General features: G+C 70.0%; 9 protein-coding genes. 4 read left to right on the top strand and 5 right to left on the bottom strand.

Translation table 11 applies throughout. The features are described from left to right. Positions 1-65: 65 nt before the first annotated feature. Positions 66-1109 carry an aldo/keto reductase gene (locus tag LWW89_RS14755; RefSeq protein ID WP_293265529.1) on the bottom strand — a complete coding sequence of 348 codons (1044 nt, stop codon included), beginning with the start codon at positions 1107-1109 and terminating at the stop codon, positions 66-68. Positions 1110-1241: 132 nt separating this feature from the next. Between LWW89_RS14755 and rlmM the strand changes: the two genes are divergently transcribed. The 4 genes from rlmM to LWW89_RS14735 all read left to right on the top strand — a co-directional run bounded on the left by rlmM (position 1242) and on the right by LWW89_RS14735 (position 9789). Further along, entirely contained in the window at positions 1242-3116 is a 1875-nt protein-coding gene (rlmM, locus tag LWW89_RS14750; RefSeq protein ID WP_293265484.1) for a 23S rRNA (cytidine(2498)-2'-O)-methyltransferase RlmM, read from the top strand. A gap of 38 nt (positions 3117-3154) precedes the next feature. Then, entirely contained in the window at positions 3155-4468 is a 1314-nt protein-coding gene (locus LWW89_RS14745) for a hemolysin family protein (protein WP_293265482.1), read from the top strand. A 90-nt stretch (positions 4469-4558) separates the two neighbouring features. Then, a complete protein-coding gene (locus tag LWW89_RS14740; protein WP_293265480.1) occupies positions 4559-6088 on the top strand; it encodes a DEAD/DEAH box helicase in 1530 nt (509 codons plus the stop codon). Positions 6089-6396: 308 nt separating this feature from the next. After that, positions 6397-9789, top strand: a complete 3393-nt coding sequence (locus tag LWW89_RS14735) for an EAL domain-containing protein (RefSeq protein WP_293265478.1) — start codon at positions 6397-6399, stop codon at positions 9787-9789. A gap of 151 nt (positions 9790-9940) precedes the next feature. On the opposite strand, the gene LWW89_RS14730 is transcribed toward LWW89_RS14735, so the two are convergent. From LWW89_RS14730 to LWW89_RS14715, 4 genes are all read right to left on the bottom strand, one after another. Then, complete coding sequence (locus LWW89_RS14730; RefSeq protein ID WP_293265476.1) at positions 9941-10753, bottom strand: protein phosphatase 2C domain-containing protein; 813 nt, start codon at positions 10751-10753, stop codon at positions 9941-9943. Positions 10754-10991: 238 nt separating this feature from the next. Continuing rightward, a complete protein-coding gene (glcF, locus tag LWW89_RS14725; protein WP_293265474.1) occupies positions 10992-12260 on the bottom strand; it encodes a glycolate oxidase subunit GlcF in 1269 nt (422 codons plus the stop codon). A gap of 42 nt (positions 12261-12302) precedes the next feature. Then, positions 12303-13442: a glycolate oxidase subunit GlcE gene (glcE, locus tag LWW89_RS14720; RefSeq protein WP_293265472.1), complete on the bottom strand. Its 1140-nt coding sequence runs from the start codon at positions 13440-13442 to the stop codon at positions 12303-12305. Positions 13443-13474: 32 nt separating this feature from the next. Continuing rightward, positions 13475-15010 (bottom strand): FAD-linked oxidase C-terminal domain-containing protein, encoded by a 1536-nt coding sequence (locus tag LWW89_RS14715; RefSeq protein ID WP_293265470.1) that lies wholly within the window; start codon positions 15008-15010, stop codon positions 13475-13477. Between the last annotated feature and the right edge of the window lie 16 nt (positions 15011-15026).

Below are 15026 nucleotides of genomic sequence, written 5' to 3'. Positions count from 1 at the left end.
CAGGGCGGCCCGAACAAGGCCGAACAAGGCCGAACAAGACCCGATCAGGGAGCCAGGGAGCCGGATTAAGGTGCCGGATTAGGGTGGCGCAGGTGGATGGCGTCGATCTTGTCCAGCACCTCGGGTGCCAGGTCGATATTCCAGGCCGACAGGTTCTCGTCGAGCTGGGCCAGGGTGGTGGCGCCGATGATGGTGCTGGCCACCGACCAGCGCCGGTAACACCAGGCCAGGGCCAGCTGGGCCGGGGTGACGCCGGCGTCCCGGGCCAGGGCGGCGTACTCGGCCACCGCCGCCTCAAGGCCGGGCTTGCTGTAGCGCTGCCCGAAGCCGGCAAAGCGGGTGATCCGGCCTTCGGCCTGGGGGTTGGCCAGGTACTTGCCGGACAGATGGCCGAAGGCCAGGGGCGAATAGGCCAGCAGCCCCACGCTCTCCCGGTGGCAGACCTCGGCCAGGGTCAGGTCGTAGGTGCGGTTGACCAGGCTGTAGGCGTTCTGGATCGAGACGATGCGCGGCAAGCCCGACTCCCTGGCCAGCCGGGTGAATTCCATGACGCCCCAGGGGTGCTCGTTGGACACGCCGACGTGGCGGATCTTGCCCGCCTTGACCAGTTCGGCCAGGGCCTCCAGGGTTTCGGCGATGGGGGTGATGATGCCGTCGCCTTCGTCCGCCGGGGCGTACTGCCAGCCACCGAACATGGGCTGGCGGCGGGCCGGCCAGTGCAGCTGGTAGAGGTCGATATAGTCGGTTTGCAGGCGCTTCAGGGAACCGTCCACGGCCACATTCAGGTCGGCCTTGCCGAAGCCCTTGGGGCCGCCCCGGATCCATTCCAGGGTGCGGCCCGGGCCGGCGGCCTTGGTGGCCAGCACGATCTTGCTGCGGTCCTGGCGCTTGAGCCAGTTGCCGACGATGGTCTCGGTGGCGCCGTAGGTCTCGGCCCGGGGCGGCACCGCGTACATCTCGGCGGTGTCGATGAAGTTGATGCCGGCGGCCAGGGCCCGGTCGAGCTGGGCGTGGCCGTCGGCCTCGCTGTTCTGCTGGCCGAAGGTCATGGTGCCCAGGCACACGGCGGACACGTTCAGGTCGCTGGTGCCGAGGCGGCGGTAGGCCATGGGGGAAACGCTCATGGGGAATACTCCTAATGCTCTCGTTCTTGTCGGGGCAAGGCGGCGCGACGGCGGGCCAAAGGCCGGCGATCAAGGGCCGTCACCATGCCGCCCGAAACAATACGCTATCCTAGCCGGATGACCGAATTCACCGCTTCCCCTGCTTCCTCCGGCCCAGCCGGGCGCCCCCACGGGGCCGGCGCCGCCTTCACCCCCCAGTTCGCCCAGCTGCTGCTCTACTGCCGCCCCGGCTTCGAGAACGAGTGCGCCGCCGAGATCAGCGACGCCGCCGCCGGCCTCAACGTGGCCGGCTACTGCCGGGCCAAGCCCGATTCCGGCTACGTGCTGTTCGTCCCTGCCGACCCGGCCGACATGCGCGTGCTGCGCCGCGGCCTGCGCTTTGCCGACCTGGTCTTTCCCCGCCAGCTGCTGTTCGCCGGCGAGATCGTCACCGACCTGCCGGTGACCGACCGGGCCGGGCCGCTCACCGCCGCCGCCAGCGTGCTGGCGCCGCGCTTTTCCGACCTGCTGCTGGAAACCGCCGACACCAACGAGGCCAAGGAACTCTCCACCTTCCTGCACAAGTTCGAAAAGCCCTTCGCCAAGGCCCTGCGCGACTGCGGCCTGCTCGGCGACGGCGACGAGGCCCCGGCCAAACCCCGCGCCAGTAAAGGGTTTCCGGGCAATGCCTCCGAAACGCCGCGCCGGGAGCCGATCTACGAAGGTCCGGCCATGAAATTCACGGCCGACGCGCCTTCCCCGTTGCCCCGCCCCGAAGGCGCCGGCCAGCGCGGCGTCCGGCTGCACGTTTTCTTCCTCTCGTCGTCGGCGGCCATCTGCGCCATCTCCGACGCCGGCAACCGCTCCGACTGGCACCTGGGCATCCCGCGCCTGCGCATGCCCAAGGACGCCCCGTCCCGCTCCACCCTCAAGCTTGCCGAAGCCTTCCTCGCCTTCGATCTGGAGGACCAGCTGCGCCCCGGCCAGACCGCGGTGGACCTGGGCGCCGCGCCGGGAGGCTGGACCTACCAGCTGGTGCGCCGCGGCATCCACGTCACCGCCGTGGACAACGGCCCCATGGACAAGGCCCTGCTCGGCTTCGAGATGGTCGAGCACCTGCGCGAGGACGGCCTCAAGTACCGGCCCAAGCGTCCGGTGGACTGGCTGGTGTGCGACATGGTGGAAAGCCCGTCGCGCATCGCCCGGGTGATCGCCGACTGGCTGGCCGAGGGCAAGGCCGCCGCCGCCGTGTTCAACCTCAAGCTGCCGATGAAGCGCCGCTACGACGAGCTGGAAACCTGCCGCGCCCTGATCGAGACCCGCCTCGACGAGGCCGGCTTCACCTACACCCTGGCGGCTCGGCAGCTCTATCACGACCGTGAGGAAGTGACCGTCTTCGTGCGCGCCGAGCCCCCCGTCGGCGGCATCCGCCCGGCGGAGAAAAAGCCGGAAAAGAAAGCGGAGAAGAAGCCGGCCAAGGCCAGGGCCGAACACCCGGCCCGCGCCCCCGAGGCCGCCCCGGCAGCCGCCGACTACGCGGCCTTCTCCGCCGCCCCGCGCGCCGCCAAGGCGGGCAAGTCCGCCGGCCAGAGCGCCGGCAAGGGCGCCGCCGCCCCCCGGGCCCGCAACTACTTCAGCGACGCCGACGACAGCGCCTTCGACGCCCTGGGCGAATTCTCTGCTTTCACTCCAGGCCGCCCGGCCGGCAGCAAAGGTAGCGGCAAGCCGCCCCGCAGCGGCGCCGCCCCGGCCGCCAAGTCCAAGGCCGGCCGTCCCGGCCCGGCGGGCAAGGCTCCATCCCGCCCCGCCGCCGGCAAATCCCCGGCCCGGCCCGGGGCAAAGCCCGCCGCCAAGCCCACCACGCAGTCCACCGCAAAATCCGCCGCCAGATCGGCGGCCAAACCCGCGGGCAAGCCGGCACCCCGATCCGCCCCGAAACCGGGTTCGAAACCCGCCGCCCCCCGCCAGGGCGCCGGCAAACCCCGCGCCGCCGCGCCGCGGCGCAAGGGCTGAACCGCCTCGCCCCCGCCCCCATCGCCAATCCCCCGCCCATGCTCGACCACCTGCTCGTCATCTTCGCCCTGATCGCCGCCAGCGCCTTCTTCTCCATGGCGGAGATCGCCCTGGCCGCCTCCCGCCGCCTCAAGCTGCAACAGCTGGTGGACGTCCCGGGCCCCCAGGGCGAGCGGGCAGCCCGGGTGTTGCAGTTGCAGGCCGAGCCGGGCTACTTCTTCACCGTGGTGCAGATCGGCGTGAACGCGGTGGCCATCCTGGGCGGCATCGTCGGCGAGGGAGCCTTTTCCCCGGCCTTCGCCCAGGCCCTGGCCTGGGTGCTGCCGGCGGAGCAGGCGGCCACCGCCGGCTTCGTGCTGTCCTTCGCCCTGGTCACCTCCCTCTTCATCCTGTTCGCCGACCTGGTGCCCAAGCGCCTGGCGATGATCGCCCCGGAGACGGTGGCCCTGCGCATCGTCGGGCCCATGGGCTTCTTCCTCGCCCTGTTCCGCCCCCTGGTGTGGCTGTTCGGCGGCCTGGCCGCCCTGCTCTTCCGCGTCTTCAACCTACCCGCCGCCCGCCGCGACGACATCACCCCAGACGACATCGTCGCCCTGGCCTCCGCCGGTGCCCAGGCCGGGGTGCTGGACAAGGAGGAGCACGCCCTGATCGAGAACGTCTTCGAACTGGAATCGCGCACCGTGCCGTCGTCCATGACGCCCCGGGAGAGCGTGGCGTTCTTCACCTTGCAGGAATCGGAAGCCAGCGTGCGCGAGAAGATCGCCGCCCACCCCCACGGCAAGTACCCGGTGTGCGACGGTGGCATCGACCGGGTGATTGGCTACGTGGACGGCAAGGACCTGCTGGTGCGCGCCCTCAACGGCCAGCCCCTGGCCTTGAAGAGCGAGCCCCTGCTCAAGACCGTGCTGATCATCCCCGACACCCTGACCCTGTCCGAGGTGCTCAAGCGCTTCAAGGCCGCCGGCGAGGACTTCGCCCTGATCGTGAACGAGTACGCCCTGGTGGTGGGCCTGATCACCCTGGAGGACGTGATCAGCACGGTCATGGGGGACCTGATCAGCCCCCTGGACGAGGAGCAGATCGTGCGCCGCGACGCCGATTCCTGGCTGATCGACGGCATCGCCCCGGTGGACGACGTGATGCGCGCCCTGGGCATCGACGAGTTTCCGGACACCGAGCACTACGAGACCATCGCCGGGTTCATGATGTACACCCTGCGCAAGATTCCCCGCCGCACCGACACGGTGACCCACGCCGGCTTCAAGTTCGAAGTGGTGGACATCGACAACTACCGCATCGACCAACTCCTGGTCACCCGCCTGCCGGCCCAGGCGGCCCCGGACGGGCATTGACAAAACGGAAAATCGCCGCAGCGGCCCGGCGGGGCATGTATAATAGTCGCCCTATGTTTCTGATCCCATTCGATTTCCGGAGTCCCGCCCATGCGCTTTGACGAGCTGGGCCTGGCCCCCGAACTGCTGAAAGCCGTTGCCGAGCAAGGCTACGAGAACCCCACCCCGATTCAGGCCGAGGCCATCCCCCTGGTGATCCAGGGCAAGGATCTCAAGGCCTGCGCCCAGACCGGCACCGGCAAGACCGCCGCGTTCACCCTGCCGCTGCTGCAGCGCCTGCTGCACCACTCCAGCCCGAGCGCCTCCCCGGCGCGGCACCCGGTGCGCGCCCTGATCCTGGCCCCGACCCGGGAACTGGCCATCCAGGTCCATGAGAACCTGACCGGCTACGCCAAGCACACCCACTTCCGCACCCTGTGCGTGTACGGCGGCACCGACATCAAGCCCCAGATCGCCGCCCTGCGCACCGGCATCGAGTTCCTCGTCGCCACCCCGGGCCGCTTCCTCGACCTGGTGGAGCAGAAGGCCGTCAGCCTGCACGCCGTCGAAGCCCTGGTCCTCGACGAAGCCGACCGCATGCTCGACATGGGCTTCATCCCGGACGTGCAGCGCATCATCAACCTGCTGCCCAAGACCCGCCAGGGCCTGCTCTTCTCGGCCACCTTCAGCACCGAGATCCAGAAGCTGGCCGACACCATGCTGCGCAACCCGGTGATGGTCGAAGTCGCCAAGCGCAACGCGGTGTCCGACACCATCACCCACCGGGTCTACCCGGTGGGCGAATACCGCAAACTGGCGCTGCTCACCCGCCTGCTCAAGAACGGCGAGGTCACCCAGGCCATCGTCTTCACCCGCACCAAGCTGATGTGCTCCCGGCTGGCTCGGGAACTGGTGCGGGCCGGCCTCAAGGCCGAATCGATCCACGGCGACAAGAGCCAGTCCGAGCGCATCAAGGCCCTGGACGCCTTCAAGGCCGGCGAGATCCAGGCCCTGGTGGCCACCGACGTGGCCGCCCGGGGCATCGACATCGAAGACCTGCCCTTCGTGGTCAACTACGAGCTGCCCCACGTGCCCGAGGACTACGTGCACCGCATCGGCCGCACCGGCCGGGCCGGCAAGCAGGGCAACGCCATCTCCCTGGTGAGCACCGACGAAGCCGGCTACTTGGTGGAAATCGAAAAGCTGATCAAGCGCCCGGTCGAACAGATCATCGTCCCCGGCTTCGAGCCCGACGCCGACTGGGAATACCCGCCCACCGGCAAGAAGCGGCGCAGCGAATCGCGCACCGATCCCCGCCCCCCGCGGGAGTCCGAAGGCCGTCGCGACAGCCATGGCCGAAGCGACAGCCGGGAACGCAGCCATCACGGCGAACGGAGCGAACGTCCCGACCGCGGCGAACGGCGCGAGCGCCGCCCGGCCCCGGCAACGCGTCTGGGCACCGTCGCCGCCGACGGCTTCGACTTCAACAAGCCCTACGAGGCCAAGGCCGCCATTCCCCACGTGCCCAACGAGGGCCACGTCACCGACGACCACGGCCAGCCCCAGGGGCAGAAACCGGACCTGCGCAAGCCGCGCCGCCCGGTGGCCGCCCTCCTCGGCGGCCTGGGGCGCAAGGCCTGACGCCCCCTCTCGGCGCCTCCCCAGCAAAACCCGTCTTCGGACGGGTTTTTGCTTTTTGGCCGCCCCGGAAATACCTCGCGGCCCACACATCCCGGCGTGCCAGAAATGAGGCTAGGCCGAACCAGAAGCGCAAAACCCGCCATCTTAATGACATAAAAAATAAAGAACTTCGGGCAGAACTTACTGCCTGACAATGGGTTAACACAAAACGACAACGCCAATGCCATGAGGCATCGGCATCGGATCGAGCAAAGGAAATCCCGAGCCAAACCGGCATCGTTCGCATACCAGCCTCCGGAAACCCTGTCGTGACTCCACGTACCAGCTTTCATGCCAAGGTGTTGACCGCCTTCAGCGCGGCGACCCTGGTCGTCGCCGCCCTGTGTCTGGCGGACTGGAAACTCGCCTACGACGCCCGCGATGCCGTGCGCTGGGTGGAACACACCCAGGAAATCCGCAGTGCCCTGGCGGAAATCCGGGCCGAATCCCTGGCCATCGAACTCAGCACCCAGAATTTCCGGATCACCGGCAATCCGCTCCATCTGGCCGAACGCAACGACGCCATCGCCAAGCGCAAGGAGGCCCTGGAGCAGATTCACCGGGGAACGGCCGACAACCCCCTCCAGCAGGAACGCTGGCGCGCCCTGAACGAAGTGGTGGAGCAGCGCCTGGCGATTTCCCGGCAGATCGAAATCCTGCGCCAGCGGGACGACACCGAAGCCGCCAACACCTACGCGGCCCAGGCGCCCCTGAAGGAAACCCGGGAGCGCATGTACCAGCTCATCGCCGCCATGGCGGACGAGGAAAATCGGCTCCTCGCCCAGCGCGACGCGACCCGCCTGCGTACCGGCACCTTCCTGACCACCATCGGCGCCCTCACCGCCATCGCCCTTTTCATCCTGCTGGCCGGCAGCTACATGCTGATCCGCCTTCAGCTCCAGCTTGCTGAGAGCCAGCGGCAGGCCTTGGCCGAGAGCGAGCAGAGCCTGGCCACAACCCTGCATTCGATCGGCGATGCGGTCCTGGCCACCGACGCGCAAGGCCGCATCACGCGCATGAATCCGGTTGCCGAACGGCTCACCGGCTGGCGCCTGGCCGAGGCCCTTGGGCGCAAGGTGGAGGAGGTCTTCCGCATCATCCACGAACGGACCCGGGAGCCCGCCGAGATACCGGTGATCCAGGTGCTGGCCAGCGGCGAGGTGCGAGGGCTGGCCAGCCACACCGCCCTGATCGCCCGGGACGGCCGGGAATGCCCCATCGCCGACAGCGCCGCCCCGATCCGGGACGGGGACGGCAAAATCCACGGCGTGGTGCTGGTGTTCCGCGATGAAACCACGGAACGCCGGGCCCAGTTCATGATCCAGGAGCAGAACGTGCTGCTCGAACAGCGGGTGCGCGAGCGCACCGAACAGCTCAACGAAAGCGAGGACCGGCTGCGCAACGTGATCAACAACGTCCCCGCCCTGATCGCCTTCGTCGACACCCAGCAGCGCTACGTCTATGTAAACAACCAGTACCGGCAGAACTTTGCCCCCGAGCACACCGACATCACCGGCCGCACGGTGCGCGACATCCTCGGGGAGCGCTACGCCACGGCCGCCCCCCGCATCGAACTGGCCCTCCAGGGCCACTCCCAGACCTACGACTGGGAGCCCTTCCCGGGCATCTGGCAGGTGATCAACTACGCTCCCCAGCGCGACGCCCAGGGGCAGGTGGTCGGCTATTACGTGCTCGGCACCGACATCACCGAGCGCAAGCAGGCCGAAGCCGTGATCCAGGACCTGAACACCGAACTGGCCCGCCACGTGCACCAGCTGGAACACGTCAGCCGGGCCCTGCGCACCCTGAGCGCCGGCAACCGGGCCATGCTGCGGGCTACCGACGAGCAGGCCCTACTCGACAGCATGTGCGCCGCCATCGTCGATGCCGGCGGCTACGACACGGCGGTGGTCTGGTACTGCCTCGACGACATGGCCAAATCCCTGCTCCCCATGGCCCAGAGCGGCTACCCCGGCGGCCTGACCGCCCTGGACGGCCTCGGCAGCACCTGGGCCGACGACGACTATGGCCACGGCGCCGTCGCCACCGCCGTGCGCAGCGGCACATCCCGGCACGTGGGCAACATTCCCGCCGATCCGGGCTATGCCCCCTGGCAGGAGCACCTCAGCCGCTATGCCTCGACCCTGGCCTGCCCCCTGCGGGTCGGCCATCAGGTGATCGGCGCCCTGGCCATCTACGACACCGAAGTGGATGCCTTCGGCCCGGACGAAATCCAGCTGCTCGGCGAGTCGGCCGACGACCTGGCCTTCGGCATCGCCACCCTGCGGGCGCGGGTGGAGCAGCAGCAGAACCAGGAGACGGTGCATCGCCTGAGCCACTACGACACCCTCACCGGCCTGCCCAACGAAACCCACTTTTCCGAAGCCCTCAATGCCGCCCTGGACACCGGCCAGCGCCTGCAACGCCCCTTCGCCATGTTCCAGGCCAACATCGAGCGGCTGAGCGAGATCAACGACGCCCTCGGCTTCGCCCAGGGCGACCAGCTGCTGTGCGAATTCGCCAGCAGGCTGCGGACCGCGGTCCCCCAGCCCAACACCGTGGCCCGCCTGCGCGGCGACGAATTTTCCGCCCTGCTCCCCGACGCCGGCGCCGGGGAAGCCCTGGCCATGGTGTTGCGCCTGGAAGAGGCCCTGGCCCGCCCCTTCCGCATCGCCGACATCGGGCTGGAGATCACCACCCAGATCGGCATCGTCCTCTACCCGGAGCACGGAACCAGCACCCACGACCTGTACCGCAACATGGACATCGCGGTGCACCAGGCCAAGAAGGATGGCGTGCCCCACCGGGTATTCATCCCCGAACCCTCGCCCGAGCGCTCCCGCCGCCTCACCATCGCCAGCGAGCTGCGCCGCGCCATCGAGGGCGGCGACCTGCGCCTCTACCTGCACCCCAAGGTGGACATGGCCACCGGCCGGATCAGCGGCGCCGAGGGGCTGGTGCGCTGGCAACATGCCCAGCGCGGCCTGATCCCCCCGGGAGAATTCATCGGGCTGGCCGAGAACACGGGCCTGATCCGCCCCCTGACCGAATGGGTGATCGAAACCGCCATGCTGCTGCTGCGGGACTGGCAGGGCCAGGGTTGCGCCCTGCCCATCGCGGTCAACCTGTCGGCCCGCAACCTGCGCGACGACAACCTGCTGGAACGGATACGCCGTCTCCAGGCCGACTTGGGCGTGGCCCCGGGCCTGTTCGAGATGGAGCTCACCGAGAGCACGGTGATGGAGGACGCCGAGTTCGCCCTGCGGGTACTGCACGGCCTGCGCGACACCGGCATTCCCCTGTACATCGACGACTTCGGCACCGGCTATTCGTCCCTCGCCTACTTGCAGAAACTGCCGGTGGACTACATCAAGATCGACCAGTCCTTCGTGCGCGGCATGGACAGCAAGGACTGCGCCTGCATCGTCCGGTCCACCATCGACATGGTCCACGACCTGGGCCGCAAGGCCGTGGCCGAAGGCATCGAAACGCGGGAAAGCTGGGACCAGCTGGCCCGACTGGGCTGCGACTACGCCCAGGGCTACTTCATCGCCCGGCCGATGCCCGCCGAAGAATTTCCCGCCTGGGTCGAGGCGTTCCGCCCGCCGGCCGATTCTCCCCAGGAACACGCCCCGGCGGGACGTCAGACGACGCTCCATTGACACCAGCAGGCGCCATCAGCGCTTCGGCGCCCGACCCACTGCCAACAAAAAAGCCGGGAGCATGCCTCCCGGCTTTTTCTATGGCGCGGCCCGACGCTGTCCTGCTTGTCCCACTTGTCTCGCCTAGTGACCGCCCCGCCCGCCGGCCCGCTCAGGCCGGGGTGACCGGCGCATTGCCCAGCGGCCGGCGCACCGGCGGCGGCACGGGCTTGACGGCGGGCATTTCCTCCAGCCGCACCAGGGCCAGGGACAGGTTGTCGCCCTCGCCACGGCCGCGGCTGCGCGCCCGGCGCATCAACTCGCCCGCCGCGTCCCGGGCCGACTGGGCAGCGATGATGCCGCCCATCTCGGCCTCGCCGAAGTAGCCCCACAGGCCGTCGGAACAGATCAGGAAGGCGTCCCCCGCCGCCAGGGATTCGCAACTGCCCACGTCCACCATGGGCGCCTCGCGGCCCCCCAGGGCGGTGAGCAGCACGTTGCGGTTGGGGTGGAAGGAGGCTTCTTCCTCGCTGATGGTGCCGTCCCGCACCAGCCGGCCCACGTAGGAATGGTCGTCGGTGCGCTGGCGCAGCTCGCTGCCGCTGAACCAGTAGAGGCGGGAATCGCCGCAATGGGCCCAGGTGGCCCGGGTCGGTTCGAGCAACAGCAGCACCCCGGTACTGTGGGGGTCCTTCTCGTTGATGAAGCGGCCGGCCCGGATCAGGGTGTGGGCCTCGTCGAGGATGGTGCGCAGCAATTCCTCGGGCGTCTCTTCGCTGGGGGCGTAGCCCTCCAGGCACTGGCGGGCGGTGTGCACCACCTGCTCGGCGGCCAGGGCGCCGCCCTCGTGCCCGCCCATGCCGTCGGCCACCACCGCCAGGACCACCCCGCGCAGGCGCGGATGGGGCACCAGGGCCACCCGGTCCTGCTGCTCGTGGCGGTCGCCGATGTGCTGGGAGACGCAGACGTCTAACTGCAAGGGCATGGTCGGCGCGAAGGAGAGGAAGGCGGAGGAAGGAAGAAGGTTTGTGACCGATTTCTGACTAGCATAGCACGCTTCGCCGCCGCCCCTCCCCCGCTTCCCGCCCGCTTCCCCCTACCCCGCCCCGGGGCGAAACTCCGCGCCAGTATTGGTTTTCCGGCCATCCCCCGGATTCCGCCCGGCATGTTTTCCCGGGCGGCGGGGGCGTACCGCCGCCTTCCCGGCCGTCAGCCTGCGCCGGTCATACCTCGCCCAGGCGCTCGTCGAGCAGTTCGATCCAGTGCCGCACCGGGGTGGCGGTGCCGGCCGCCAGGTGGTTGAGGCAGCCGATGTTGGCGGTGACGATCACTCCCGGATTGCCCGCCTCCAGGGCCGCCAACTTGTTGCTGCGCAGCTGGAGGGACAGTTCCGGTTGGGTCAGGGAATAGGTGCCGGCGGAACCGCAGCACAGGTGGCCGTCGGCCACCGGGGTGAGGGCGTAGCCGGCGGCGGCGAGCAGCCGTTCCACCACGCCGCGAATCTTCTGCCCGTGCTGGAGGGTACAGGGGGAATGGAAGGCCACTCTGGCCGGGGCCGCGGCAGCGCTCCCCGCGTCCCCGCCGTGCGCCTTGGCCAGGGCGGCGGCAATGGCCGCCTCCTCGCCGGCCACCACTTCGGCCACGTCCCGGGCCAGGGCGCTGACCCGGGCGGCCCGCTCGGCGTAGGCCGGGTCGTGGCGCAGCAGGTGCCCGTATTCCTTGACCTGGGCGCTACAGGCCGAGGCCGTCACCAGAATGGCCTCGGCGCCGGCCTCCACCGCCGGCCACCAGGCGTCGATGTTGGCGCGCATGTCGTCCAGGCCGCCGTCCTGGTCGTTCAGGTGGTAGCGCAAGGCGCCGCAGCAACCGGCCTTCTTCTCGCCCTCGCGGACGATGGCGATACCCACCCGGTCGAGCACCCGGGCAGCGGCGGCGTTGATGTTGGGGGCCAGGCCGGGCTGGACGCAGCCTTCGAGCAGGATCACCCGGCGGGCATGGCACTCCGGCGCCGGGCGGGCCTTGGCCGGTGCCGGGGGGCGCAGCTTCTCGGCCAGGGCCACGGGCAGGAAGGGCCGGGCCAGCCGGCCGGCCTTGAGCACCGCCTCGAAGGCCGCCCGGTTGGGCAGCACGGTGCGCAGCGCCCGGTAGAGCAGGCGCTGGCCGGCGGGGCGCGGCACCCGGGCTTCGACCACGCCGCGGCCGATGTCGAGCAGCCGGTGGTACTGGACCCCGGAGGGGCAGGTGGTTTCGCAGGAACGGCAGGTCAGGCAGCGGTCCAGGTGCAGGCGGGTCTTTTCCGTCACCTCCTGGCCTTCGAGCACCTGCTTGATCAGGTAGATGCGCCCCCGGGGCCCGTCCAGCTCATCGCCGAGGAGTTGGTAGGTGGGGCAGGTGGCGGTGCAAAAGCCGCAGTGCACGCACTTGCGCAGGATGGTGTCGGCCTCCCGGCCTTCCGGGGTGTCGCGGATGAAATCGGCGAGTTGGGTCTGCATGGCGGATGTCTCGTCAGGGCGTTCGGGTCGTCGGGCGCGGGCTTAGAAGTCGGGGTAGAGGCGCCCCGGGCCGAAGACGCCCTTGGGGTCGAACTCGCGCTTGAGGTTGCGGTTGAGCGCCGCCATGGCCGGGGACAGGGGCTGGAAGGCCCCGCCGGCGCGGACCTTGGCCTCGTCGCCGGCCCGGTACAGGGTGGCGTGCCCCCCGGCGGCCAGGACGGTGGTGCGCACCTTGTCGGCAGGCAGGTCGGCGGCCAGCCAACGCAGGGCTCCGCCCCACTCCACCAGGGTTTCCCCGGGTAGGTCCAGGGGCTGGGCCGTGGAGGGCACCGACAGGCGCCACAGGGGGGTGCCGGCCGCGTCGGCCGACGCGAAGAAGGCGTGAGTCTGATCGCGTAGGGCCTGCCACAGGGCGCGCCCGGCCCCGTCGTCCACCGCCTCGCCGCCGAGCACGGCCCGGGCGGCGGCCACCGCCGCCTCGGCGCCGGAGAGGCGCACCCACAGGGCGCCGCCGTGCCAGGCGGTGGCCGAGATGGGCAGGGGCTGGCCGCCCCAGCGATTGACCCGGACGATGCCCTCGGCCGGGTCGCAGGCAAAGCGCAGGGTGGCCTCGGCCACCGGCACCGGCAGCACCTTCAGGGACACCTCGGCGATCAGCCCCAGGGTGCCCAGGCTGCCGGCCATCACCCGGGAGACGTCGTAGCCGGCCACGTTCTTCATCACCTGGCCGCCGAAGGTGAGGATGCGCCCCTGGCCGTCGATGATGCGGGTGCCGAGCACGAAGTCGCGCACCGCGCCGGCCTGGAGGCGGCGCGGCCCGGACAGGCCGGCGGCGACCACGCCGCCGATGGTGGAGGTGGGCGAAAAGCGCGGCGGCTCGAAGGCCAGCATCTGCTGCCGTTCCGCCAGTACCGTCTCGATCTCGGCCAGGGGCGTGCCGGCCCGGGCGGTGATCACCAGCTCGGTGGGTTCGTAGGCGATCACGCCGCGGTAGGCGGCGGTGGACAACACCTCGCCGTGCAGCGGGCCGCCGTAGAAGTTCTTGCTGCCGCCGCCTTCGATGCGCAACGGCGTACCCGCCTCGGCGGCCTGGCGGATGCGTGCGGCGAAGCCTTCGAGGATGGCGTCGTAGGCCGCGGACGGGGGCGCGGATGGAGTAGCTGGAGTAGCGGTAATGGCCATGGTCGTGTCCGGAATCGGGTCGGTCGGCGGCATCAGAAGCGCGGCAGGTCGGGGAAGGGCATCTGGCCGAAGGAGACGCGCATGCGGCCGTACTCGGCGCAGCGGTGCAGGGTCGGGATGGCCTTGCCCGGGTTGAGCAGGCCGCGCTTGTCGAAGGCCCGCTTCACGGCGAAGAAGAAGTCCCGCTCGTCGCGGTTGAACTGGACGCACATCTGGTTGATCTTCTCGGCCCCCACCCCGTGCTCGCCGGTGATCGAGCCGCCGAATTCCACCGACTTCTCCAATATCTCGGCGCCGAAGGCCTCGGCCCGCTCCAGTTCCCCCGGCTCGTTGGCGTCGAACATGATCAGGGGGTGCAGGTTGCCGTCGCCGGCGTGGAAGACGTTGGCGCAGCGCAGGCCGTACTTCTGCGACAGGGCGGCGATGGCCGTGAGCATCTCGGCCAGGCGCTTCCGCGGAATGGTGCCGTCCATGCAGTAGTAGTCGGGGGAAATGCGCCCCACGGCGGGAAAGGCGGCCTTGCGCCCAGCCCAGAACTTGAGCCGTTCCTCCTCGCTGCGCGACACGGCCATGGCCCGGGCGCCGCAGCGGTCGAGCACGGTCTTGACCCGGGCGATCTCCTCGGCCACCTCTTCCGGGGTGCCATCGGATTCGCACAGCAGGATGGCCTCGGCCTCCAGGTCGTAGCCGGCGTTGACGAAGGGTTCCACCGCCAGGGTGGCGGGCTTGTCCATCATCTCCAGGCCGGCCGGGATGATGCCGGCGGCGATGATCGCCGCCACCGCGTCGCCGGCCTTGTTCACGTCGTCGAAGGAGGCCATCACCACCTGGGCCAGCTGGGGCTTGGGGGTGAGGCGCACGGTGACCTCGGTGACCACCGCCAGCATGCCCTCGGAGCCGATCATCAGGGCCAGCAGGTCGTAGCCCGGGGCATCCAGGGCCGCCGAGCCGAATTCGACGACCTCGCCGCTGATGGTCACGCCGCGCACCTTGAGCACGTTGTGCACCGTCAGGCCGTACTTGAGGCAGTGCACCCCGCCGGAGTTCTCGGCCACGTTGCCGCCGATGGTGCAGGCGATCTGGGACGAGGGGTCCGGGGCGTAGTACAGCCCCAGGCTGGCGGCGGCTTCCGAGATGGCCAGGTTGCGCACCCCGGGTTGGACCACGGCGGTGCGGGATGTGGCATCCATGGACAGGATCTGCTTCATGCGCGCCAGGGACAGCACCACGCCGTGGGCGTGGGGCAAGGCGCCGCCGGACAGGCCGGTGCCGGCGCCCCGGGCCACCACCGGCACCTCCAGCTCGTGGCAGATGGCCAGCACCGCCGCCACCTGGGCCTCGTCGGCGGGCAGGGCCACCGCCATGGGCACCTGGCGGTAGGCCGACAAGCCGTCGCACTCGTAGGGGCGCAAATCCTCGGCCTCCACCATCAGGCTGCCCTCGGGCAGGGCGGCGCCCAGGCGGGCGAATAGGGCGGCGCGGGCCGCCGCGTCCCGGGCGAAGTCCCGGTCGGCGCCGGCGTAGTCGGGGGCCGGCCGCAGCGGGGGCGGCGCGTTGTCGTGGCTCATGGATGTCTCCTCCGGA

The organism is Oryzomicrobium sp. (genome assembly GCF_021287045.1).
GTDB lineage: Bacteria > Pseudomonadota > Gammaproteobacteria > Burkholderiales > Rhodocyclaceae > Oryzomicrobium.
This window is presented reverse-complemented; position numbering and strand designations above follow the sequence as displayed.